Annotated in this window: 21 protein-coding genes and 2 tRNA genes; 12 read left to right on the forward strand and 11 right to left on the reverse strand. The window is 62.5% G+C overall.

What is annotated here, in order from left to right; genetic code table 11:
• Positions 1-40: 40 nt before the first annotated feature.
• The 3 genes from I6F33_RS10745 (at position 41) to I6F33_RS10755 (ending at position 1,919) form a co-directional block, all read left to right on the forward strand.
• Positions 41-117: transfer RNA gene (locus tag I6F33_RS10745), tRNA-Pro, on the forward strand.
• Positions 118-261: 144 nt separating this feature from the next.
• Positions 262-1,335 (forward strand): hypothetical protein, encoded by a 1,074-nt coding sequence (locus I6F33_RS10750; RefSeq protein ID WP_225142376.1) that lies wholly within the window; start codon positions 262-264, stop codon positions 1,333-1,335.
• Positions 1,336-1,346: 11 nt separating this feature from the next.
• The gene (locus tag I6F33_RS10755) at positions 1,347-1,919 is read left to right on the forward strand and encodes a hypothetical protein (RefSeq protein ID WP_225142377.1); all 573 of its coding nucleotides are present in this window, start codon (positions 1,347-1,349) and stop codon (positions 1,917-1,919) included.
• On the opposite strand, the gene I6F33_RS10760 is transcribed toward I6F33_RS10755, so the two are convergent.
• The 4 genes from I6F33_RS10760 to I6F33_RS10775 form a co-directional block, all read right to left on the reverse strand.
• Positions 1,916-3,172, reverse strand: coding sequence for a tyrosine-type recombinase/integrase (locus tag I6F33_RS10760; protein ID WP_225142378.1), 1,257 nt, complete (start codon positions 3,170-3,172; stop codon positions 1,916-1,918). The genes I6F33_RS10755 and I6F33_RS10760 overlap by 4 nt on opposite strands.
• A 650-nt stretch (positions 3,173-3,822) precedes the next feature.
• Positions 3,823-4,368: a tyrosine-type recombinase/integrase gene (locus I6F33_RS10765; protein WP_225142379.1), complete on the reverse strand. Its 546-nt coding sequence runs from the start codon at positions 4,366-4,368 to the stop codon at positions 3,823-3,825.
• A gap of 13 nt (positions 4,369-4,381) precedes the next feature.
• Complete coding sequence (locus I6F33_RS10770) at positions 4,382-4,732, reverse strand: hypothetical protein (RefSeq protein ID WP_225142380.1); 351 nt, start codon at positions 4,730-4,732, stop codon at positions 4,382-4,384.
• Positions 4,733-5,331: 599 nt separating this feature from the next.
• A complete protein-coding gene (locus I6F33_RS10775; RefSeq protein ID WP_225142381.1) occupies positions 5,332-6,975 on the reverse strand; it encodes a recombinase family protein in 1,644 nt (547 codons plus the stop codon).
• Positions 6,976-8,178: 1,203 nt separating this feature from the next.
• Between I6F33_RS10775 and I6F33_RS10780 the strand changes: the two genes are divergently transcribed.
• Positions 8,179-9,429, forward strand: a complete 1,251-nt coding sequence (locus I6F33_RS10780; RefSeq protein WP_225142382.1) for a site-specific integrase — start codon at positions 8,179-8,181, stop codon at positions 9,427-9,429.
• Positions 9,430-9,446: 17 nt separating this feature from the next.
• Here I6F33_RS10780 and I6F33_RS10785 read toward each other — a convergent pair.
• Together I6F33_RS10785 and I6F33_RS10790 are read right to left on the reverse strand one after the other, a co-directional pair.
• Positions 9,447-9,522, reverse strand: a tRNA-Ile gene (locus I6F33_RS10785).
• Between the two features lie 335 nt (positions 9,523-9,857).
• Positions 9,858-10,832 carry a tripartite tricarboxylate transporter substrate binding protein gene (locus I6F33_RS10790; protein WP_225142383.1) on the reverse strand — a complete coding sequence of 325 codons (975 nt, stop codon included), beginning with the start codon at positions 10,830-10,832 and terminating at the stop codon, positions 9,858-9,860.
• A 107-nt stretch (positions 10,833-10,939) separates the two neighbouring features.
• On the opposite strand from I6F33_RS10790, the gene I6F33_RS10795 reads away from it, so the two are divergent.
• Positions 10,940-11,914 carry a TAXI family TRAP transporter solute-binding subunit gene (locus I6F33_RS10795; protein ID WP_225142385.1) on the forward strand — a complete coding sequence of 325 codons (975 nt, stop codon included), beginning with the start codon at positions 10,940-10,942 and terminating at the stop codon, positions 11,912-11,914.
• A 127-nt stretch (positions 11,915-12,041) separates the two neighbouring features.
• Here the strand turns inward: I6F33_RS10795 and I6F33_RS10800 are convergent, their stop codons facing one another.
• The gene (locus tag I6F33_RS10800) at positions 12,042-13,256 is read right to left on the reverse strand and encodes an ABC transporter substrate-binding protein (RefSeq protein ID WP_225128265.1); all 1,215 of its coding nucleotides are present in this window, start codon (positions 13,254-13,256) and stop codon (positions 12,042-12,044) included.
• A 101-nt stretch (positions 13,257-13,357) separates the two neighbouring features.
• Positions 13,358-14,251: a helix-turn-helix transcriptional regulator gene (locus I6F33_RS10805; protein ID WP_036011436.1), complete on the reverse strand. Its 894-nt coding sequence runs from the start codon at positions 14,249-14,251 to the stop codon at positions 13,358-13,360.
• Between the two features lie 281 nt (positions 14,252-14,532).
• Here I6F33_RS10805 and I6F33_RS10810 point away from each other — a divergent pair, with 281 nt between their 5' ends.
• The 3 genes from I6F33_RS10810 to I6F33_RS10820 are packed head-to-tail and all read left to right on the forward strand — an operon-like array spanning position 14,533 to position 18,490.
• The gene (locus I6F33_RS10810; protein WP_036026620.1) at positions 14,533-15,360 is read left to right on the forward strand and encodes a substrate-binding domain-containing protein; all 828 of its coding nucleotides are present in this window, start codon (positions 14,533-14,535) and stop codon (positions 15,358-15,360) included.
• Between the two features lie 60 nt (positions 15,361-15,420).
• Positions 15,421-16,527, forward strand: coding sequence for a molybdopterin-binding protein (locus tag I6F33_RS10815; RefSeq protein ID WP_225142387.1), 1,107 nt, complete (start codon positions 15,421-15,423; stop codon positions 16,525-16,527).
• A 13-nt stretch (positions 16,528-16,540) separates the two neighbouring features.
• Positions 16,541-18,490, forward strand: a complete 1,950-nt coding sequence (locus I6F33_RS10820) for a molybdopterin biosynthesis protein (protein WP_225142389.1) — start codon at positions 16,541-16,543, stop codon at positions 18,488-18,490.
• Positions 18,491-18,534: 44 nt separating this feature from the next.
• Here the strand turns inward: I6F33_RS10820 and I6F33_RS10825 are convergent, their stop codons facing one another.
• Positions 18,535-18,765, reverse strand: a complete 231-nt coding sequence (locus I6F33_RS10825) for a hypothetical protein (RefSeq protein WP_225142391.1) — start codon at positions 18,763-18,765, stop codon at positions 18,535-18,537.
• 110 nt (positions 18,766-18,875) lie between these two features.
• Here I6F33_RS10825 and I6F33_RS10830 point away from each other — a divergent pair, with 110 nt between their 5' ends.
• Positions 18,876-19,175, forward strand: coding sequence for a hypothetical protein (locus I6F33_RS10830; RefSeq protein ID WP_036011456.1), 300 nt, complete (start codon positions 18,876-18,878; stop codon positions 19,173-19,175).
• Between the two features lie 5 nt (positions 19,176-19,180).
• Here the strand turns inward: I6F33_RS10830 and mobA are convergent, their stop codons facing one another.
• Both mobA and fdhD read right to left on the reverse strand, forming a co-directional pair.
• Positions 19,181-19,837: a molybdenum cofactor guanylyltransferase MobA gene (gene mobA / locus I6F33_RS10835; protein ID WP_225142393.1), complete on the reverse strand. Its 657-nt coding sequence runs from the start codon at positions 19,835-19,837 to the stop codon at positions 19,181-19,183.
• A complete protein-coding gene (fdhD, locus tag I6F33_RS10840; protein ID WP_036011418.1) occupies positions 19,818-20,708 on the reverse strand; it encodes a formate dehydrogenase accessory sulfurtransferase FdhD in 891 nt (296 codons plus the stop codon). Before fdhD ends, mobA begins: the two co-directional genes overlap by 20 nt.
• Positions 20,709-20,914: 206 nt before the next feature.
• On the opposite strand from fdhD, the gene mobB reads away from it, so the two are divergent.
• Genes mobB through I6F33_RS10855 form a run of 3 tightly spaced genes read left to right on the forward strand, consistent with a single transcriptional unit; the run spans position 20,915 to position 22,989 of the window.
• Positions 20,915-21,442, forward strand: coding sequence for a molybdopterin-guanine dinucleotide biosynthesis protein B (gene mobB, locus I6F33_RS10845; RefSeq protein ID WP_225135032.1), 528 nt, complete (start codon positions 20,915-20,917; stop codon positions 21,440-21,442).
• Between the two features lie 9 nt (positions 21,443-21,451).
• On the forward strand, positions 21,452-22,708 hold the full coding sequence (gene glp, locus I6F33_RS10850; protein WP_225142395.1) for a gephyrin-like molybdotransferase Glp: 1,257 nt from the start codon (positions 21,452-21,454) through the stop codon (positions 22,706-22,708).
• Between the two features lie 47 nt (positions 22,709-22,755).
• Positions 22,756-22,989, forward strand: coding sequence for a sulfurtransferase TusA family protein (locus I6F33_RS10855; RefSeq protein WP_036011410.1), 234 nt, complete (start codon positions 22,756-22,758; stop codon positions 22,987-22,989).
• The last annotated feature ends 140 nt before the right edge of the window (positions 22,990-23,129 follow it).

The following is a 23,129-nucleotide window of genomic DNA, read 5'->3' on the forward strand; positions in this document are numbered from 1 at the left end:
TGCAGTGCGTCAAGCCCGACGCTATAAGCCGCCTTCTTGTCGGAGTGTGGCTCAGCCCGGTAGAGCACTGCGTTCGGGACGCAGGGGTCGCAGGTTCGAATCCTGCCACTCCGACCAAGATTTCAACTACTTATAGTTTCCGGGGCGTCGTTCCGCAATGAAATGCGCAATGAAAAGCCTCTTGCCTCCGGGGATAACGCGCTCACGACCTCTTCCTCAAGCGTGGGTTGTGACATTATCAGCTTCCGCAGGGAGGGCTGAGTGTCGAGTCCATTTCAGAGGATTGTTCTTTTAAATGGATTGGTTGCTCGGTCGATTTCAAAGGCTCCGAGCCACGCCAAAGTTCCGATCGTCTCCGGCAAGAGCATGTTCGACGCTCTCGAGGAGCGACGAAAAGCAGCGTGGGCTATTGAGTTTTTCGGAAAGTCAGAGACCGAGAGAGAGTCCGAAGAGACGGACGATGAGCGGAAAATCCGGTGCGCCGGATTGAACTTCATCTGGCTCCGAGATCTCAAGTGTCATACACGCGACGGTTTTCGATACTATCAGCTTCTGCTGGAATACGTTGATCAGCAAAAGACAACATTCTCCGTCGTCGACACAGCAAACTTGAACGGACGGGATATCTCCGGCCACGAAAATGAACGCGGGTGCGTGTCAGCCCATGTGGTCGTTCGCACCCCGGTCGTGGCCGTTGATAGCGGCGACTACCGATGTGTGATCGAAGTTGCACACTCAATAAACCGAAAAATGATTGAGGATTTCCTGTGTCGGCAGCTTCGCCGATGGGCAACGCAGGACGAACTCTCATTTGACGTACCGGTGCCAGATCCGAAACGAGGAAATGTGCTCAAGCCCTACCGATTCAATCCCCGCCTGGAACTCCACGCCGATGTTGGACGGAACGTCGGGTCTGCCACTGGTCCAGGTGCTGAAATTTCCTATCTAATCTTTACCAAGAGCAAAGAAAAACAATCGATTGCCGGTAAAACCCATGTGATCAATGAGGAATTTGACGCCCAAGTTCAATTGAAGGTGTCCGCCAAGCAGGGACCAAACGACCCTAAAGCACGTTTCGAATGGATGAACGCCCTGCGAACCTACTACACACAGCGCGGGTACAAGATTAAGGTGTCATTCCGGCACGTAAACGGTGCGATGATCACCGGGTCGTTGCCGGATGCACTTGCCGGCGCTTCGGATCTGATGATCTGCACAAAAGATGTAATATCTCTCCAGGCAGCCAGAGAGTGGTACACGACAGTCAACCGCGATGTCGTGAAGCAGATGGAAGCCTTGCTGGACAAAGACTCGCTATGGAAAGGTCACGGATAGAGTATCTGGACGTGGAACAGGGCGGGACGCATTCGCGACTGCGCCTGCTTGCTCCTATCCGCTACCTTTCTATCCGTCATCCAGAGAAGCGCCGGTATGACGTGATCGTTCCATTATCCGTCGCACTGGTGGCATGGATCGTTTACGTAGGCGTCCAACCACGCGCCCCACTGTTCGGCGATGCTGGGTTATTGCGGTTTGCCAGAGACCTATTGATCATGGCTGTACCGTTTATGGTGGGGGCGCTGGCGGCAGTATCGATGGGCGCGCCAGGTAACAACATTGATCGAAGGCCAATGGGAGCTGAGCTTTGGCTGGACAATGACGCCCTGACTATGCGCCAATCCCTTTGCTTTCTGCTAGGTTATCTGAGCTTCTTGGGCCTTGTGACGCTATTCGCTGTCGTGGGCGCTGGCTTGATGAGGGACGCGGTTATCAGCTGGACAGCAAGTGCTCCGTTGGCTCGAACAGCGGTCTGGGCAATCGGTAGCTTGATCCTGTCTATGCTTTTGTCGTTCTTGTCGGTGACTGTATTTTGGTCGCTCTATTTTCTGACAGACGTTGCTAACCGCAAGGGGAATTAGCGTCGTCCCCCAAACGCTTCGGCCGCCTCTTCCTGGAAATCTGGATGGTGATGGCCATAGTTGGCTTCCAGCTGCTCCACGGTCATCCCAAGCCAGCCAGCGGCTTCCCACATATCGACGCCAGCTTGCATGAGCCAAGTCGCGGCGGTGTGGCGCAAGGAGTGGCGAACCACATCATCGCCCAGTCCCGCATCCTCCAGAATTCCTTCCCAAGCCGACCTGATCTTGCCGGCAAGCGGCTGGCCATCGTGGATGCGGTTGACGATGAATCGTATCTGCTCGCCGTTCCTCATGATGCCCGCTGCTCTGAGTTCGGAGGAACGCTTCTCGTCGATCTTACGCCAGCGGACTAGGTGAGGGCGCAGCCGGCTGGCGATCTTCGCGGGCGGGCGTCGCTTCTTGGTGGACCGCTCCAAGGCTCCCTTGCCTTGGTACACCATCGCGTCCAGATTCATCCAAGGATGAGTCGTTGTCGATAGCCACTGTGTGCGGCGGATCGTCTCTTCGCGGCGCGCGCTGTAAATGCCGACCAACATGAAACGCGCCGCCGGATAGCGACGGCGGATGATCCACCGCTCACGTCTCAAAAGCTTGCCATCTTCACCACGCTTCCAGGTCTCTCGCTCATTGTCCCACACGTAACCAATCGCTGCTGCGAGTAAGCGAGCGGCTTCATTGCGTGTTAGCCACCGGTGACGCCCCTCCGCCTTTGGAGGCAGGGTGATCTTTGGGACCACGCTAAGTGTGTGTTCTGCGTGATAGACGTTGACCGCAGCCCGCAAATCCTCAAGTCGGCGTCGCGCGGTCTGATCTGAGACCGAGCTGTTGCGGGGCTTGATGCCTGCCTTTCTGTTGTTCTCGTTCGGCGTGCCAGTAGACCAGTCTACGAAATCACGACAGAGTTGGGCTTTGAGCTCGCTGACCGTCTTGTCGCCAAAGAAGGTGTTGAGGTCGAGCAAGCGAATGAGCAGCAGATCGTGTTGTGCCCACGCGCGTTGGTCGCTCTTATCCTTGGGGCGCTTTGCAATCTCGTAAGCAGTGAGAACATCAGCTATGGCGAGGGCGCCCGGGTCAGTGGCGCCGATTGTACTAGTATGTCGCCCGCCGATGTAGGTTTCGAGTGCCTTCGCAGCGCCATCAATGTCGTCGCGGCCGAAGCCTGTGCGGATCTGCCGGCCGCGGTCGAGGATGATCCAGGTCTCATCGTCGTCTCGGAACCAGAGTCGTGGTGGCTTGGCTTTGCGGCCCGGCATGACGGCTTGACCAGTTTGCGGATGGCGCGAGGTGTGGTCAAATCTTTGCCTGCCACTTTGGCAATTTCAAGAGTCCCAGTCGCTGCGGCCCTGCGCAACGATGATAAGGTCAATGGACCGTGCGGAAAAAATACGGTAACGGCCTCGATCAGCGTCATCACTTCGTCCTCCCCCCACTGTGCAGGATCGGGCCGGGCTTTGGCGCGAGCGAGTCTATCGATCTTACGCTTCGGCATATCTTGAACGCGGTACTTGTGAGTGCGCGAGGCCCTTCGGATCGGCCACCCGTCCAAGGTGTATGCGAAATCTGCTCTTCGAGAAGCGCGCCTCTCATTACATGCGGCAATTGGCGGTTCCCGAGTGCAAAACGGACAATTCGAGACTCTTAATCAGCGGGTCCCAGGTTCGAGCCCTGGTGCGCCCACCAAGCAAATCAAGCACTTACAGCAGTGCACGTCAGAACGGACCATTCGGTTTGACGTCCGGTTTGAGAAATCTGTTCATTGTCCGTACGCCGATGGCGGGATGGCTGCGCGTTACCGCAGCGGCTAGCTCGTTTCCGCGGCGGCGTGGAGCACTCTCTCACGCAGAAGCCTTGGCGACCGAGGACGCTTTCACCTGGAATCGTTCCACATCCCAATCCGTGGTTCCTACCCGTACACTTCGCTCAGCTTTTTGATCGCTGACTCCGCGAGTTCGAGCCGGCCACCCAGGTAGTGCGCGTCCAGAATCTCCTGCACGATCTTCATCGAGTGGCCGGTGATCGAGGCGATCTCCGGCACCGAGCAGTTGGATAGCGCGAGGCGCGTAACAGCAGTGCCGCGCAAATCATGAAAGTGCAGGTCCTTCAAGGACGTTTTCTTAAAGGCCTTGTCCCAGCTTGTCCTGAAGCCGTCCTCCGTCCACGGCCGTCCGAACGAATTGACCAAAATGGTCACTGCAGAGCGCCTTTCCTTGAGCGCAGCATCAAGCGCCGCCTTTAGCGTCGGCCCCACCGGTATGGTTACACGGCGCCTGCCCTTGCTGCCGCGTCCCTTAGACTGACGCATCCGGATGTACGTGCCATCGTAGTCCTTCCAAGTTAGGCGCAGCAGGTCCCCTTGGCGCTGGCCCGTCCACAGTGCAAGCAGTAGAGCCGCCTGCAGCTCAACGGACGCAACGCTGCAGAAGGCCCGGATGTCCTCGGCGCTCCACACGATCTCCGATCGATCAGAGTCGTAAAGCCGCGCCGCAAACGTTCACTGCGATCTTGCCGCGATCCTTCGCAACCGACAGAACACGCGCGATCGTTGTCCAAACGTAGTCCGCCTTGCGCGGCGTATCGGAGAATGAATCACGAAACTCTTTGAAGTCACCCCTCGCGCGCTTGTCTTCGAGAGCGCCGATTGGCATCGATCCAAACTTGGCCTCGATGAGCTTGAGATATCCGTCGTAAGCGCGCTTACTCTTGTCGCCGAGATCTTTGTACTCGCTACAGTCCTTGAAGTAGTCAATGAGCGAGCTGAACGTCTCGGCAGTCTTCGTTGTGTACGACGACACTGCTTCGTTGTAGAGCCGCATAAACTCCGGTGTGCCGGGTTCCGCGTCAATGCGCGGGCCTCCTTTCCAAGCGTACCAGTAGGTCTTCGATGTACCGTCAGCGAGCTTTTTATGGACCAGTTGATCCCTTTCAGCCGCACTCGCATTCTGGGAAGCCTTCCATGCGTCGTATGGTGTTAGTTGAGCTTCAATCTTAGGCTGTAAACCAGATAGCCGGTCAAGGGCCGCGTCAATAGCTTTTCTATCCCATTTGCGTGGTTCCGGGAATCGGTCTAGGCATGATTCCGCGTCGAACCCATTCGGTGAACGCCGAAAGCGACTCGCAGCCAGCGTAAGCCGCAGCTTGTTTTTTTAGAGATGCCACGCGGCTCGGTCACCCTGTGCTCCACTGCTGTGAATGGCGCCGGATTGCGAGCAAACCCGAAAATACGGCTGAACAAAGAGCGTCGGATCGGCTGTCGTATGTTCAGCCAGCCTGGCGTGGAAATCGGTCAGGGCATGATCACGGACTTGGAGTGGAACATGATGCGGCACGCGGCAAGAGCGAAGGCGCTCGAAATCTGGACAAGCTTCTAAAGATTAAGAAGCACTGCTTTGCGGAGTTTTGTGCCTGCGTCTGATCAGCGCCGCGTGCGGGCGTTCTTGGTGTTGAGCTGCTTTGGTCTCGATCGCTTGTCCTGTGGTGCTGGCGCACAACGGTCTTTAAGTGTTACTAGCTTGGCGATCGCTCGAGCCAAAGCGTCAGGGGTATCGAAGCGAGCGATTCCACGGCGAACGCGAGCCCTCTCAGAAAAGTTTATGGTTTGTTTCGCTTTCCCGTCGGCCGACAGCAGCACGTAATCGAGCACTGACTCGTTATGCTCAGACAGCCTGATGGCGGCGATCCAGCCCTGAGGCAGGCGTGCCCTGCGCTTGATCGACCAATACGGCGCTCGATTTTGCCTTCCGCAGCAGAGGGCTGATCGAATTGAGATGTTGACCGATCCACGCACGCGCAAGTAATCGGTCCGGTTGCTAGAGATGATGCGACCACCAGCTTTCCTGATGGCCATGGCGATGTGAGAGCCGAGCTTGGCCTCTTGCTCTGCCCAGCGCGGGCGCGACTCGAGAAATGCATAGTTTCGCTTGGGAGTGTAGCCGATTAAGCGATACACGTTCATCATGCTGCCGAAGTGAGTTTGATAGGTGGAAGCGCAGGGAAGGCCGACCGTGCTGGCTATGATAGCAGAGCTCAGGCGCCCTTCCTTGAGCAGCGTTTTGCGTAGACGGGCAAGCATCTCCTCTTCAGTGATATCGACACGCCGTTCCTCAATGATCTTGTTTACTTTCAGGAAGACTTCGCGTTCGATGATCGGCTCGATACATCTCTCGCTGGTGATCCAAAGCTCGGGAGGATTGCAGGTGCAGGTCCGCCGCAGCTTGCGTGATCGGCGGTTGAAGGTCAGGTTTCCAATGTAGTTCTCGTTTCTAAGCACCATGTTAACCGCTGCGCGCGTCCACCGAACTCCCGTGCTCGTGAGTATGGCCCTCCGGTTTAGCTCCCGGGCGATAATCGCTTCCGACTTTATCTGCAGAAAGCGCTCGAAGATCCACTTCACCACGGCTACTTCCTCGGGAATGCCGGGGCGCACTCGGACGTGATCAGTCATGAGGTATTTTTGGTCACCGTTCTTCAGCACGCCTCGCGACCGCTGACTCTGATCGACAAGTTCTCGCAAGAGAGCATAACCAGGGCGACCTCCAAGCTTGAAGCCAAGTCGGGCGAACCGGCACTGCGCAGCGTGAACCTTCGCCGAAAGCTCACGACTGTACTCGGCCGCCATTACGCGCTTGATGTTTTTGATGATGCTGGAGAGCACGCTGCCGTCATTATCAAACTGCTCAGCACAATACACGATGTTGATGCCTGCCTGTTTGCACACGAATTCGTAATACGCGCTCTCATCGACGTCCTGAAAGCGGCCCCACCGGCTTACGTCATAGACCAGAATATGACCGAAATCGGCTGCTCCTGTTTGGACATCCTTGATGAGCTGTATAAGACCGGCCCTGTTCTTGATGAGCAGGCCGCTCTCTCCCTCATCGCGATAGGTTCGTACAATGGTCAGGCTATGGGCGTGCGCGTATGCTGCAATCACAGCAGCCTGATTCTGAATCGAGTATTGCTGCCGTTGTGTCGACATGCGGACATATTGTGCCGCTCTCATGCCGAGCTGCGATCGTACCGGATGAGCCTTATAGATCTCGAGCGCGTTGGCCATCATTCTCGCTCCCGAAAGTTACACCGGAGCAAATCAAACATCTATGCGACGCTTGCAGCAATAATTACATCAATTGAAGAAAATAGTCCCGCCATCGCCGCCGGTATCGACGCAGTTGGGCGACCACCTCTCTTCGCAGCTCGCGTGCTAAGGAGCTCGTTCAAGGAGCATCTACAACGCCCAGCGGCGGAGGGCGCGATCCGGGAAAAGTATGTCTTCGGTGCGCCGTATAGTTAGCGCATTGGCGGTCTTATACTATGGCTGTATCAATCCTTCTCTGTAATCCGGAATAGATGGGAAGTGCATGTCTCGATCACTGCTCGGATAGGGTTTGAAAAAGCTGGTGCCAATGCCTGCTTTCTTCCAGCTCTGCTAGCAGATCACCGGCGGCTCCTCTGATCAGCCTCGTCTATTCTGGATGGCGCTTACGAGATAGACGCCTCACACCGCGCGTTGCAGGTGCGAGTGTTGGTATTATTCGGTCGCGCTAGCTCGGGTCCAAGCGTGGATCATCGAGGGCGCGACCAAGTAAGGCAAGCATTTCGACTCACGCCTCACTACATTGAGACTGAGATTGAGGGCGCGCCTGGACGACAAACCATGGCATTGGTTTCTTAGCGGTGAGAAGGCCGAAACCAGACATTCCGTCGCGTCATCGCGATAGAGGCGGGCCGTCTGCTCAACCAAATGCCGATGGTGTCGTCAGGCAAACGACTCTTCTTTTCGGCAGAGCCTCCCATGTTTTAACGCGCTGAATTCGAGTGCGGAACCTGGCCTTTCGAGCAGCCTGCAGCCTCCTACCATGAGTGGCCGAATGGGAAAGACCCATTCCCACCGGAGCAGGTAATCGATGCTTGGAGCGCTTACCATCCAACGCGACTCTCGCTGATCCCGTCCAGGTACTTGCGCGATTGCACGATTAGCATGCCCGATCGTTCGATGAGCGAAGTGATGGCTTCATTTCGAGGCAGTCGTTTGCAAGGCTCGCCACACCGCACACGGTTACAGGTCCGAAAGGATCGAGCGCAACCTGAAATTACACCTGGTACTTCTGTTCGCCTTGCTGATGCCGTGAAGATCGCATTTCATTTAGGGGAATGACGGTCGCGGGTTTGCGTCGCGAGCGCGATCGGAGTCAATTGATTATTGAGAAGATTGCCGGCAAAGATTTACAACGCTGGCTCATATAGAACGGATGAGAGAGCTATGCCGCGAAGAAGCAAGGGCGCCCGACTTCAGCTCAAGGCTGCCCGCCGAAACAAGAGCGGAAAGATCACTCACCAGGCAACCTGGATCATCAGAGACAACGGCCGGGATGTCAGCACAGGCTGCGCTGCAGATGAGATTGCGGCCGCGGAGGAAAAGCTAAGAGACTACATAAGCTCTAAACATACCCCGAAGCGACGAATTCGCCACATAGACGATATCCCTATCGCGGATGTCCTCTCGATTTATATGGACGCGCAGCTGGACAAGCTTCGCGGTCGTTTCAAGGTCGATAGCGAGAGCGAAGATACGATTCCCGATATCCGCAAGTTGAAGAAGCGGATCGAACGGTTGAACGAGTGGTGGGGAGCAAAAATGCTGGGCGAGGTAAATGGGGAGGCATGTCGCTCGTACGCCAAGAAGCGCGGCAAGAGGGGAGGCGCGCGCCGAGACCTTGAAGACCTCCGCGCTGCCATTGGTCACCATACAGCAGAAGGATATCATCGGGAAATCGTGAAGGTGTCCCTGCCGGAGAAGGGCCAACCGCGAGACAAGTGGCTGACGCGCAGCGATGCGGCCAAATTGGTTTGGACCTGCTGGCGCTATAACGAAATGCAAAAAGGCTCGCGCCGTCCGATGGACGACGTGAAGGTCCCGACAAGCAAGCGTCCCCTTCGCCATCTTGCTCGGTTCATTTTGTTGGGCATCTACAGCGGAACCCGTGCGGGAGCCATTGCAGCCGCGTCTCCCATTCCGGCGATCGGTCGCTCCTATGTCGACCTGGAGCGCGGCCGCTACTACCGTCTGAAACAGGGCAGCTCCAAAACCAACAAGCGGCAACCGACAGTACCGATCCCCGTCCGCTTGCTTGCTCATCTACGGCGCTGGCACCGGATTGATCCAGAAGCGAAGCATTTCGTCGAGTACAACGGAAGGCCCATCACCTCGGTCAAAACGGCGTTCAAGAGTGCTGTGAGGCTTGCAGGGCTTGGTCCGGGCATCTCGCCTCACACTCTGCGACACACCGCGGCTACTTGGCTGATGCAGAGAGGGGCAGATCCTTGGCAGGCGGCAGGCTATCTCGGAATGTCGCTTGAGGTTCTGCTCAACACGTATGGCCATCACCATCCCGACTATTTGTCCGACGCCGTCGAGAAAATCGCCAAGCGCGATCCCGCCGGCGAACCAAAAGCGGTCGTATCTGGTGCGGTTTCTGGTGCGGTGATTCCGATCAGACGAAACGGGGCCTGATAAGTGGCTGATTCTATTGGTGGGCCCGGCAGGACTCGAACCTGCAACCAGACCGTTATGAGCGGCCGGCTCTAACCATTGAGCTACAGGCCCCGCCGCGAGGCGGCCGCGAGGCGCGGCCGGCAACGGTGCGCGGTTCGTTTACAGGGCCTGAGGCAGGGGTGCAATGCTGGCGCTGGTGGATGGGAACGCCGGCACGGCATCATTGATAAATTTCGAATAACCGAAATTGGCGATGATGCCTGTATAACCCTGTTTTGCCCGACGAAGCAAACCGCGTTTTCGCAGGTTTTTTCGACGTGGGGGGTAACCCATTGAAACCACTGGCCTCGTCTACTGTGCATGGGGTTGTTTTCGCAACTTTGTTTGAGAGGGCCTGTTGGCCCCCTCGAGCATCGTGCGGCTGCGCTCGGCGGCACGGCCGCTGCCTAGTCCACCGAGACCCCGGCGAACTCGACCACCTTGCGCCACTTCGCGGTCTCGTCCGCGACCAGCTTGCCGAACTCGGCCGGCGTCATCGGCTTGGGGATGCCGCCGGTCTCGGCGAGCTTTGCCACCAGCTTCGGGTCCTTCAGCGCTTCGCCGACGGCCTTGTTGAGGATCTCGATCACCTCGGGCGGAGTGCCCTTCGGCGCGGAGATGCCGTAGAAGCCGACCGATTCGAAGCCGGGCACGGTCTCGGCGATCGCGGGCACGTCGGGCACGCTCGGCCAGCGCTGCGGCGAGGTCACCCCGAGCGCGCGGACGTTGCCGCCCTTCACCTGCTCCATCGCCGAGGGCAGGTTGTCGAAGATCAGCTGCACCTTGTTGGAGATGATGTCGGGGAAGGCGATGGCCGAGCCGCGATAGGGCACGTGCACCATGTCGCACTTCGTCATCACCTTGAAAAGCTCCGCCGACATGTGCACCGAGGTGCCGTTGCCGGAGGAGGCATAAGAGATCTTGCCGGGATTGGCGTTGCAGTAGTCGATGAACTCCTTGACCGACTTCGGCGGGAACGCGTTGGAGACGACCAGCATGTTGGTGAGCTGCATGATGCTCGCAACCGGGGTGGTGTCGCGCAAAAAGTCGAACGGCAGCTTCTTGTAGAGCGAGGTCGAGATTGCGTTGTTGGGCGCGACGAACAGCAGCGTGTAGCCGTCCGGCGGGGCGTTGATCGCCGCGGCCGCGGCGATGTTGCCGCCGGAGCCGGTGCGGTTCTCGACGATGAATTGCTGGCCGAGCCGCTCCGACAGCCACTGCGCCATGATCCGCGCCACGATGTCGACCGGGCCGCCGGGGGAAAAGCCGATCAGCCAGTGTACGGGACGATCGGGATAGGCTGCGGCGGCGGGAGGGGCAGCGCTGAAAAGACCCAACAGGACTGCGAGTCCGAAAACACCGTGACGCAAAATTCGCAACATGACACCTCCCATTGTTCTATTGTCGTTGCGCGGCATGCTTTCATAAAAACCGGCGGCTGCCTACATCGCCGCAAGTCGGTGTTGACGCAGGCCCGCCAGGGACGACCATGAGATTCGCCACGATCCTCATCAGTGCGGCGCTGCTCGCCAGCCCCGCCGACGCCCAGACCGGAGGCACGGCCATTCCGACCGCGACGATCAGCTCGACGATCAGCCTGGGAACCGCGACGCCCGGCGGCGGCTTCCCGCTCTATGGCAACGGCTTCGCGGAGGTGATGAATGCGGCCGATCCGCATCTCACCATCGCGCCCCGCAACACCAAGGGCAGCAGCGAGAACATCCCGCTCCTGGAGAAGGGCGAGCTCGATCTCGCGCTCGTCGCAGGCGAGCCAGCCTATGAGGCCTTCGCCGGCATCGGCCGTGCGCCTGTGCGGCTCAAGATCCTCACCGCGATCTATTCCAATCCCGGCATGTTCGTGGTGCGCGCCGACAGCCCCTACACGACGATCCCCGACCTCGTCGGCCAGCCCGTCGCGTTCGGCGCCAGAGGCTCCGGCCTGCCGATCCTGGCGCGCTATGTGCTCGATGGTCTCGGCCTGAAGCAGGACGAGGACTTCAAGGCAATCTATCTCGACCGCGCCGGCGACGGCCCCGCGATGGTCGAGGACGGCCGCGTCGTAGCGCTCTGGGGCGCCGGCATCGGCTGGCCCGGCTTTGCCGCGGTCGCCGCGAGCGCGTCGGGCGCGCGCTTCATCGCGCCGAGCGCGGACGAGATCGCCCGCATCCGCGCCAAGCATGCGTTCCTGAAGCCGCTGACCGTGCCGGCCGGCTCCTACCCGAAGCAGACCGAGCCGATCGCCTCGCTCGGCTCCTGGAGCTTCATCCTCACGCGCGAGGATCTGCCCGACGACGTCGCCTACCGCCTCGCCAAGACGCTGCACGGCGTCGAGGCGACGTTCTGCAAGAAGCTCGCGCAGGCCTGCGAGACCACCGCCGCGAACACGGTCGCGGCCGCGCCGAAGGTGGAGCTGATTCATCCGGGCGTGACAAAGTACTTCCGCGAGATCGGGGTGGTGAAATAGGGCGCCCCTGCACCCCCAGCCGTCATGGCCGGGCTTGACCCGGCCATCCACGCGTCACCGCGATTGAGGAAAGACGTGGATGCCCGGGTCAAGCCCGGGCACGACGAATTGCGCGTGTCTCGCTACGTCACTTCTTCACCAGCGGACAGGCCGGGTCCGGCGGGCCGAACGCCTTGTCGCCGGAAATGGTCGTGAGGATCTTGTAATAGTCCCACGGATATTTACTCTCCTCCGGCGTCTTCACCTGCACCAGCCAGAGGTCGTGCACCATCAGATTGTCCTCGCGCAGCTTGCCGTTGCGGGCGAAGAAATCCTCGATCGGCTTCTCGCGCATCTTGGCCGCCACTTTCAGCGGATCGTCGCTGCCGGTCTCCTGGATGGCGTTGAGATAGTGCATCACGCTGGAATAGACGCCGGCCTGCCACATCGACGGCATCCGGTTCATCTTGGCGAAATAGCGCTTCGACCATTCGCGCGTCTTGTCGTCCATGTCCCAGTAGAACGAGGTGGTCAGCAGCAGGCCTTGCGCCGCCTGCAGGCCGATGCCGTGGATGTCGGTGATCAGCGCGAGCAGCGCCGCCATCTGCTGGCCGCCCTTGAACACGCCGAACTCGGCGCCGGTCTTGATCTCGTTCATGTTGTTGGGGGGACCGGCGGCAATGCCGATGATCTTGGCCTTGGAGGCCTGCGCCTGCAGCACGAAGGAGGAGAGATCAGGTGTTGCCAGCGGCGGCCGCACCGAGCCCAGCACCTTGCCGCCATTGGCGGTGACGACGGCGGAAGCGTCGCGCTCCAGCGAATGGCCGAAGGCGTAATCGTCGGTGATGAAGAACCAGCTGTCGCCGCCGCGCTTGACCACCGCGTCCGCGGTGCCGACCGCGAGCGCGCGGGTGTCGAACACCCATTGGATGGCATAAGCCGAGCAGAACTTGCCGTGGAAATCGGCGGTGCCGGTGGAGTGGGTGATGAACAGCCGCTTCTTCTCGTTGGCGATGGTCTGCACCGCGAGCCCGACCGCCGAGACGGGCACGTCCACGATCAGATCGACCTGCTCGACGTCGAACCAGCGCCGCGCCAGCGAAGCGCCGATGTCGGCCTTGAGTTGGTGGTCGCCGATCACGACGCTGATCGGCTTGCCGAGCACCTTGCCGCCGAAATCGTCGATCGCCATTTGCGCCGCGGTCACCGAGCCCTGGCCGGTCGGCGCCGAGGCCGGGCCGTTCATGTCGGTGAGCACGCCGATCTTGACGACGTCGTCGGAAACCTGCGCCGACGCCGCGCCGGACAGCAGGGTCGCCAGCAAGGCGGCCGCGACCGGCACTCCAAATCTGATTGGGTTCACGCTCGTCCTCCCTGATCCGGCTCATTGGCCGGTGTTGCTTGTCCGGGTATGGCCCGGTCGAATTGGTTTCTTTTGCAACTATTGGGGGGCTGGCGTCAATGTCAGGCTGCGAAGCGGATCTGTCCTGCGGGGGAGGGATCGTAGCCGGTCAGCTCCTCCGCGCGCTGGCGCAGCCGCCGCTCGTTCAGGAAGCGAAGCAAGGCCTGCATGGCGGGGCGGAAATAGCTGCGCTGCCGCATCGCGAGGTCGAAATTCTCCCAGACCAGCGGCACGAAATCGAGACCGGCCGAGCGCGCCGCGGCGCGCGTCGCGATGCCGCAATCGGCCTGGCCGGCGCGAACCAGCTCGGCCAGATCCGGGCCGGTCAGCGCCGGCGTCTCGATCCGGCGCAAGTCCCGCATCGAGGCGCCGGCGCGCTTGAGCAGCACGTCGAGCAGCATCTGCGCGCCCGTGCCCTGTTGCCGCATCGCCATCCGGGCCCCGGCTGCGAGCACGTCGGTCAGGCTGTGCAGGTGCTTGGGATTGCCGTGCGGCAGCAGGAGACCCTCTTCGCGGCGCACGAACGCGATCAGCACCGCATCATGCAGGTCCGGCGTGGTCCGCAGCGCTTCGATGCTGGCATCGCTAGAGAAATTGTCGCCGGCGTCGAGCGCGTGGAAGTGCACCGCCGCAGCCATCACCTCATTGCGCTGCAAGCGCTCGAGCCCGCGCGCGCTGCCCTCGCTCATCGATCCGAGCCCCGAGCCGGACTCGCGCAGGCTCCAATCGAGCAGTTCGTCGTGGCTGCCGCCGACGACCGGCGGCGGCTCGGCGATCAACATGCCGGCCGGGCGCGCGAGGCCCGACAGGACCCAGAGGTCGAGCTCGTGCCGCGGGAACAGCCATTTCCCCGTCACCTTGCTGCAGGGGATCGCACCGGTGGTGACGAGCTCGTAAAGCTTGCGTTCGCCGAGCCGAAGGTAATCGGCGGCTTCGCTGGTGGTCAGGAATTCCATCCTGCATTCCTATGCAAATTCTTGCTTCTTTTTGACGTCCGACGCAGGTGGAATTCTGCATTTCAGATATTTGTCGCAGGGAACCATGCCCGATCATCTCGCTGCTTTGCAACACATCCGCACGCGCGATCTCTGCTTTGGTGAACGATCCTAAAGAGATCGCGCGCCCGGTGCGCCGCGATGAACTTGCCGAAATTTCCCGGCCGGCAGCGCAAAACGCGTCACGAGTGCGGCGCAATCGATCATCATCATGACGGCGTCAAACCTGAGGGAACCCGATCATGGGCCGCCTGTCCGTTGCACTTGCGCTTCTCTGCGGACTTGCCGCAGGCGTTGCGGCTTCGGCCGCGGAGGACCGCAGCATTGTCCTCGCTTCGACGACGGCGACGCAGGAATCCGGGCTGCTCGACTATCTGCTGCCGATCTTCCGCGACAAGACCGGCATCGACGTCACCGTGATCGCGCGGCGCGCCGACGAAGTGCTCGATGGGGCGCGGCGGGGTGAGGTCGACGTCGTGCTGATGCACGCGCGGCCTCAGGAGGAGAAGTTCGTCGCCGACGGCTTTGGCGTGAAGCGCTACGACGTGATGTACAGCGACTATGTGCTGATCGGGCCGAAGAGCGATCCCGCGGGCGTAAAGGGCAAGGACATCGCGACGGCGCTGAAGGCGATCGAAGCCAAAGGCGCGCCGTTCGTGACGCGTGGCGATCGGTCGGGCACTCATGCCGCGGAGCTCGCGCTTTGGATCGTTGCCGGCATCGACATCGCGAGCGCCAAGGGCGCCTGGTATCGCGAGGCCGGGCCCGGCATGGCCGCATCGCTCGGGGCCGCGCGCGCGGCCAATGCCTATGTGCTTGCGGATCGCGGCAGCTGGATCGCGTTCAGCGATCGCGGCGATCTCGACATCGTCGTCGAAGGCGACCGGCGGCTCCTCAACCAATATGGTGTGATGCTGGTGAACCCTGCGAAGTTCCCGAACGTGAAGAAGGACCTCGCGCAGACCTTCGTCGATTGGCTGACATCGCCGGAGGGGCAGACGGCGATTGCCGGCTACAAGGTGGACGGGCAGCAATTGTTCTTCCCCAATTCGGACAGGTCGGGCGGCTGAGGGTTGAGGCCGGGACCGCCGGCGGTTGCCAAACCGGACGATGCATGGTCCTCATGGCGCATGACCCAGCGCCTGCCGCCTTCGCTCACGCCGCTCGACACTGCGCTCGCCGCGCTGCTGCGGGGCGTTGATCCCGTCGCGCCGATGGAGGTGCCGCTGGCGGACGCAATCGGCTGCATCGCGGCGGGTGCGCCGCTGCTTGCCGCCTATCCTTCCCGGGATGTTGCGGCCGTAGATGGTTGGGCGCTATCTGCCAACGATCTCGTCGGGGCGTCCGCTTACTCGCCTGTGCCGCTGGCAATGGCTCCTGCATGGGTCGAGGCGGGCGAGGCGCTGCCGGCGGGATGCGACTGCGTGCTCGATGCCGACGCCGTGGAGACGTCGGGGCCGCTTGCCCAGGTGCTCGCAGAGGGCGCGCCGGGGCAGGGTGTCAGGCGCGCAGGCAGCGACATCGCCGCGCGCAGGGCCGTGGGGGACGCCGGCCATCCCATCGCCGCGGCGGACCTATTGCTGGCACGCGTGGCGGGCGGGGACAAACTCGCCGTGAGGCGGCCGCGGCTGCGCATCGTCAATGTGCCGGGTGGGACGGTCGCGGCGCAGACGATTGCCGGGATCGCGCACACAGCGGGACTGGATGTGGAAACGCGTCCAGCGCGTGCGCGCGATGCAGCGTCGATTGCCGATGCGCTCGATGCGTCCTCCTGCGACGTTCTGCTGACCATCGGCGGTAGCGGCGTCGGCCGCCAGGACGCCGCCGTCACGGCCCTGGCCCAGCGCGGCGAGGTGATGGCGCACGGCCTTGCTCTGCAGCCGGGACGCACCGCTGCGGTCGGACGGCTGGGACGGGTTCCCGTCGTCGCCTTGCCCGGCTCGCCCGATTCCGCGCTTGCAGCTTGGCTTGCACTCGTGCTGCCGCTCGCGGACCGTTTGTCGGCGCGTCGGCCGCGTCGAAAAGTGTCGCTGCCGCTTGCGCGAAAAATCGCCTCCAGCGTCGGCATCACGGAGATCGCTCTGCTGGCTGAGGAACATCGTGCCTGGATGCCGCTTGCCGTGGGCGAATGGCCGCTTCAGGCCATCGCCCGTGCGGACGCATGGCTGCTCATTTCCGTCAGCGACGAGGGATTTGCGGCAGGTACGTCGATCGATGCGTATCTGATGCGGGCGTGATAAGGGTTCTGGCATGACGATGATCCCGAAATCACCGGACCGCAGCGCGCTCGAGCAGGAGCAGTTCCTCAGGATCCTGTCGCGCGAAGAGGCCTTGGCGCGCTTCGAGGCGGCCTTGTTCCCGCGCGCGCTTCGAACTGAAACGCGCAAGCTCGCAGCCGCGCTGGGCGCTGCCCTCGCCGAAGATATCACGGCAACGATCGACGTGCCGCCGTTCGACCGCTCCAATGTCGACGGCTTTGCCGTGCGCTCCGCCGACCTTGCGGCGGCCGGCGAGGGCGCGCCCGTGCGCCTCGCGCTGAATGGCGAGACCGTTCATTGCGGGACCGCGCCGACGCTGCAGGTGGCGGCCGGAACCGCAACGGCGATCGCCACCGGCGGTCCGTTGCCGCGCGGCGCCGATGCCGTGGTCATGGTCGAGCACACCCAGCCGGCCGGCCAGGATGCGATCGATGTCCGTCGCGCCGTGTCGCCGGGGCAATTCGTCTCGTATGCCGGGTCCGACATTGCGCGCGGCGAGGCGCTGCTGCGCGCCGGCACCATCATCGGCTCGCGCGAGATCGGCATGCTGGCGGCTTGCGGCATCGCCGAGGTGGGTGTCGCGCGCAGGCCGCGGGTTGCCGTGATCTCCACCGGCGATGAGCTGGTTCAGCCCGGCGAGGTGCTCGGGCCCGCCGAGATCTACGATACCAATGGCGCCATCGTCGCGGCCGCGGTCGACGAAAACGGTGGCGAGGCCCTCTTCCTCGGCGCTGTTCCGGACGACGAAGCCAGGCTCGAAGCCGCCATGCGCAACGCGCTTGCGGAAGCCGACATGCTGGTGCTCTCGGGCGGCACGTCGAAAGGCGCGGGCGACCTCTCTCATCGCATCATCAGCCGGCTCGGCGCACCCGGCATCATCGCCCATGGCGTCGCGCTCAAGCCCGGCAAGCCGTTGTGTCTTGCGGTGTGCGACGGCAAGCCTGTCGTGATCCTGCCGGGTTTTCCGACTTCGGCGATGTTCACCTTCCACGACATGATCGTGCCGGTGCTGCGCAGGATGGCCGGACTGCCGCCGCGCTCCGATGCCAAGGTGAACGCGACCGTGCCGGTACGCATCGCTTCCGAGCTCGGCCGTACCGAATTCGTCATGGTCTCGCTGGTTGAGGGCAGGGAGGGCCTCATCGCCTATCCCTCCGGCAAGGGGTCTGGTGCGATCACGTCCTTTGCTCAGGCGGACGGCTTTCTGCGCATCGACGCACTTGCCGACCAGATGCCGGCCGGCACCGAGACCGAGGTGACGCTGTTCACGCCGCATGTGCGCGTGCCGGATCTCGTCATCGTCGGCAGCCATTGCACCGGCCTCGATCTCGTCACCGCACAGCTCGCGCATGCTGGTCTCACCGTGCGCTCGATCGCGGTCGGCAGCCTCGGCGGGCTTGCAGCAGCCAAACGTGGCGAATGCGATCTCGCGCCGATCCACCTGTTCGACGACAGAAGCGAGACCTACAACACGCCCTATCTCGTCGAAGGTCTCGAGCTCGTGCCAGGCTGGGGGCGGATGCAGGGCATCGTCTTCCGAAAGGACGACAAACGTTTCCAAGGTCTTGGTGCAAAGGACGCCGTTGCGGCGGCGCTCGCTGATCCCGCCTGCATCATGGTCAACCGCAACCAGGGCGCCGGCACGCGCATCCTGATCGACCGGCTGCTCGGCGGCGCGCGTCCGGAAGGCTACTGGAACCAGCCGCGTTCGCACAATGCGGTAGCGGCGGCCGTGGCGCAGCACCGCGCCGACTGGGGCATGACCATTGCGCCGGTCGCCCATGCGGCCGGCCTCGATTTCATTCCGCTCGCCGAAGAGCATTATGACTTCGCGGTGGTGAGTGCGCGAAAGCAACGGCCGGCAGTGCAGGCGTTTCTCGACGCACTCGGCTCGAACGAGGTACGCGCGTCGCTCGCGCGAGCGGGCTTCCGGCCCGCATAGACGAGGGACCACGACGCGGCGTTCGGGCCATGAGAGGCCTACTGCTATGATGCCTGGTCGGTACGGCTGGCGGCCTGAGCGGCCTGCTCTCGCTTGCGCTCACGATCCTCGGCCTCGGCAAGCGCGCGCCGCGCGGCGGGCGGCAGCAGCTTTGGATCCGGCGGCACCTCGACGATGTCAGGCTTGCTCAGCTGCCTCGTGCGATCGATCGTCTCGGAGAGATCGAAGACGAAATCGACGAATTCGAAGATCGTATTCAAGAGAGGGGCGGCCATGGCTTCGTCCGGGGAATGTCCAGACCTGTGGTCGCTCCCGTTCCAGGTCCGGTTCAAGACGCCATGAACTTGGCGGGGCGCCGCAGCGACCAACGAACATGAGCCAGGTCATGACCGCATCGACGCCCCTCAATTTCCGCAAGATCGCTGCTCTCGTCGCGGCGGCCGGCACGCTGTTCTGGCTCTACACCTTCCATTACATCGCGAATGTTCCGCCCGGGGACGGCAGCGGCTTTCAATGGCTCGCGGTGTTTCCGCTGGGCATGGTTTTCGGGGCGTTCTTCCTGCCGGCTTGGCTGCTGGTTGCGATCGGCCGTTTGCCGCGCTTCACCACTGCCGTCGGCATTTGCGGCCTGATCGCCTTCGCGATCATCTGGGCGCAGCTCCTCAACGAGTTTCCGAAATCATAGAGTCGCTAAGACGCGTCATCCAGCGCCGCCAGCCGCTCGGCCTCGGCGATGTCCTCGACCGTGTTGGCATTGAAGAACGGATCGAGCGGCTCGATCGGCCACGTCACCGTCGCAAGCGGATAGCGCGCGGTCCAGCGGTCGATCTTGCGGAGGTCTTCGACCACGAGCGCGTGGCGCAGCTCCTCGCGCAAGGCGACGCGCCACAGGCCGATCACCGGATGCGACTGCTCGCCTGAGGCTGCGACCGCAAGCTGCGCATTCTCACGCGCGCGCGCCTCATGCAGCTGCGCGACGAGGTCGCGCGGCAGGAACGGGCAATCGCCGGCGGCGCTGAGCACCCATTCGATTTCCGGCCGGTTCGCCGCGGTCCAGTCGAGCGCCGCGAGGATGCCGGCGAGGGGACCCGGGAAGCCGGGCACGTCGTCGGCGACGACCTGCAAGCCGTACGCGGCAAAGCGGGCGGGATCGCCGTTGGCATTGAGAATCAGTCCGCTGCACTGGGACGCAAGGCGCGCGATCACGCGTTCCAGAATGGTGCGGCCGCCGATGGTGCGCATCGGCTTGTCGCCGCCGCCCATGCGCCGCGCGAGCCCACCGGCGAGCAGCACGCCGAGAGTCGGCGGAACACGCGCCGCGGAAATGTCAGTCGTCACCGCCTTCACCCTTGCGCTTGTGCTTGGCCGATTCCTCTTCGACATAAGCGAGGTTCTGGTCGTAGACGATACGCTCTTCGCCTGCGAGCGCGATGAAGCGTTTGCCGCGGGTGCGCCCGACCAGCGTCAGGCCGACCTGCCTTGCCAGATCGACACCCCAGGCGGTGAAGCCGGAGCGCGACACCAGGATCGGAATGCCCATGCGCACCGTCTTGATCACCATCTCGGAGGTGAGGCGCCCCGTGGTGTAGAGGATCTTGTCGGACGCGTCGACGCCGTGGCGGTACATCCAGCCCGCGATCTTGTCGACGGCGTTGTGGCGGCCGACATCCTCGGTGTAGCAGAGCGGGGTCCCTTCCTTGCACAGCACACAGCCGTGGATCGCGCCGGCCTCCAGATAAAGCGAGGGCATGGTGTTGATGGTCTGCGTCATCTGGTAGAGCCAGGAGGTGCGCAGCTCTGCCTTAGGCAGCGCGACGCTCTCGACCGCCTCCAAGAGGTCGCCGAAGGCGGTGCCCTGCGCGCAGCCGGAGGTCTGCGTGCGCTTCTTCAGCTTGGCTTCGAAATTGGTGTGGTGTGAGGTGCGCACGACGACCACCTGGAGGTCATCGTCGTACTCGACCTCGGTGACCACGTCGTTATATTTCAGCATGTTCTGGTTCAGCAGATAGCCGAGCGCCAGATATTCCGGGTAGTCGCCGATCGTCATCATGGTGACGATCTCCTGCGCGTTCAAATAGAGCGTCAGCGGCCGCTCCATCGGCACCTTGATTTCGACCCTGGCGCCGGTCTGGTCGGTGCCGGTCACGCTCTGGGTCAGGCGCGGGTCGTCCGGATTGGGGACGATCAGGGGCACCGGGGCTTTGTCGATCTTCATCATGGCGGCGAGGTTAGCATGACATTCGGGTCAAGCCGATATAAGCATGGCGGGGAGAGAGCGAAATGCCTCGGCTCGTCATTGCGAGCGCAGCGAAGCAATCCAGAGTCTTTCCGCGGCGGCAGTCTGGATTGCTTCGCTGCGCTCGCAATGACGCGGAGGGGCCGCGGTTCCACAAGGGACCTGATCGTCACGGACACGGAGCTGGAATGAAAGTCATCGGCCTTGCAGGCTGGAGCGGTGCGGGCAAGACCACGCTGTTGACGCGGCTGATCCCGCATTTCGACGCGCAGGGCCTGCGCGTCTCCGTGATCAAGCATGCGCATCACCAGTTCGACGTCGACGTGCCCGGCAAGGATTCCTGGCGCCATCGCGAGGCCGGCGCGGCGGAGGTTCTGGTGGCCTCGTCGAAACGCTGGGCGCTGATGCATGAGCTGCGCGGGGCGGCGGAGCCGCGGCTGCCGGAGCTGCTCGACAAGCTCTCCGCGGTCGATCTCGTCGTGGTCGAGGGATTCAAGCGCGAGCCGCACCGCAAGATCGAGGTGCATCGTGCCGCCAACGGCAAGCCGCTGCTGTTTCCGGACGATCCCGGAATTGCCGGGATTGCGACCGACGTCGCGATTGACACGAGGCTCCCGACTGTCCATCTCGACGATATCGAAGGCGCGGCGGCATTGATGCTACGGGCGGCGATGCCGGTCGAGGAAGCGGTAGCAAGAAGCGCAGCGACACGCTGACGAGGCACCATGGCGCAACTGTCGGACGATTGCTTTGCCTTCGGCGGCCCGATGATGTCGGTCGACGAAGCCGTCGGCCTCATCACGACGCGCGTCAACGCCATCGTCGATCTCGAGACGGTGGCGCTGGTCGATGCCGACGGGCGCGTGCTCGCGCGCGATCTGGCCGCGCCTTTGCCGCTGCCGCCGTTCACCAACTCCGCCGTCGACGGTTACGCCGTGCGCAACGCCGACCTTCCGGCAAGCGCAGAGCAGGCCTTCCCGCTTGACGGCCGCATCCAGGCCGGCGGCCTTGCGCAAGCGCCGATCAAGCCCGGCCACACCGCGCGCATCTTCACCGGCGCCCCGATGCCGCCGGATGCGGAGACGGTCTTCATGCAGGAGGACGTCCGCATCGATGCTTCAGGCAGGATCGTGCTGCCGCCGGGGCTGAAGCCCGGCGCAAATGTGCGGCCTGCAGGCGAGGACATTCCCCAAGGTCAGGTCGCGCTGCGCGCCGGCCAGCGCCTGCGGCCGCAGCACGTCGCCCTTGCCGCCGCGTTCGGCCTGACGAGGCTCGACGTCGTCAGGCGCATCCGTGTCGCCGTGTTCTCGACCGGCGACGAGCTCGCCTCGCCCGGCGAGCCGCGCGCCGCCTCGCAATTGTTCGATTCCAATCGCTTCATGCTGATGGCGATGCTGCGGCGGCTCGGCTGCGAGGTCAGCGATCTCGGCATTCTGCGCGACGAGCGAACGTCGCTGGCGAGCGGCCTGAAGCAGGTTGCGGGCGACCATGACCTGATCCTCACCACCGGCGGCGTCTCGACCGGGGAGGAGGATCACGTCAAGGCGGCGGTGGAGAGCATCGGCTCGCTGGTGCTGTGGCGGATGGCGATCAAGCCCGGTCGTCCTGTCGCGATGGGCATCATCGACGGCACGCCGCTGATCGGACTGCCCGGCAATCCCGTCGCGAGCTTCGTGACATTCGTCCACGTGGTGCGACCGACGGTGTTGGCGCTGTCGGGCGCGTTGCCGGAGCCGCTCTTGCCCATCCCGCTGCGCGCGGCGTTCACCTACAAGAAGAAGTCCGGCCGGCGTGAATATGTGCGCGCCTCGCTGCGGCGCGCGCAGGACGGCGGGCTCGAGGCGATCAAGTTCCCGCGCGAAGGCGCCGGGCTCCTGTCCTCGCTGGTCGAGACCGATGGCCTCGTCGAACTCGGCGAGGACATCACGAATGTCGAGCCGGGGCAGGATGTCGGCTTCCTGCCCTACGCCAGCCTGATCTGATGCCGCCTAACGTTGACGCAGCCGCTGCGCCTCGCCATGGTGCGGCCATGACCAGGACGACACTTGATCTCACCGGGTTGAAATGCCCGTTGCCGGCCCTCAAGACGCGGAAGGCGCTCAAGCCGCTCAAGGCAGGGGACCAGCTCGAAGTTCACTGCACAGATCCGCTCTCGGTGATCGATATTCCCAATCTGATCCGCGAGACCGGCGACAAGGTCGAGATCACCGAGCGCAACGAGGCGCGCATCGTGTTCCTGGTCGAAAAGAGCGACGCCCCGTAGAAAGGGAAATGTTCACGGCGGCGGCCCTTGCGCTCCCGCCGCGCCTCAAGCGACGTCGATAGGACTTCGCTATCGCAGCATGAGACGCCTTTATTGATCTCCCGGCCAATTCGGGCTTGGCTCGGCCTTGCTCAAGAACG

The sequence above is a fragment of the Bradyrhizobium sp. BRP20 genome, from assembly GCF_020194215.1.
Taxonomy (GTDB): domain Bacteria; phylum Pseudomonadota; class Alphaproteobacteria; order Rhizobiales; family Xanthobacteraceae; genus Bradyrhizobium; species Bradyrhizobium yuanmingense.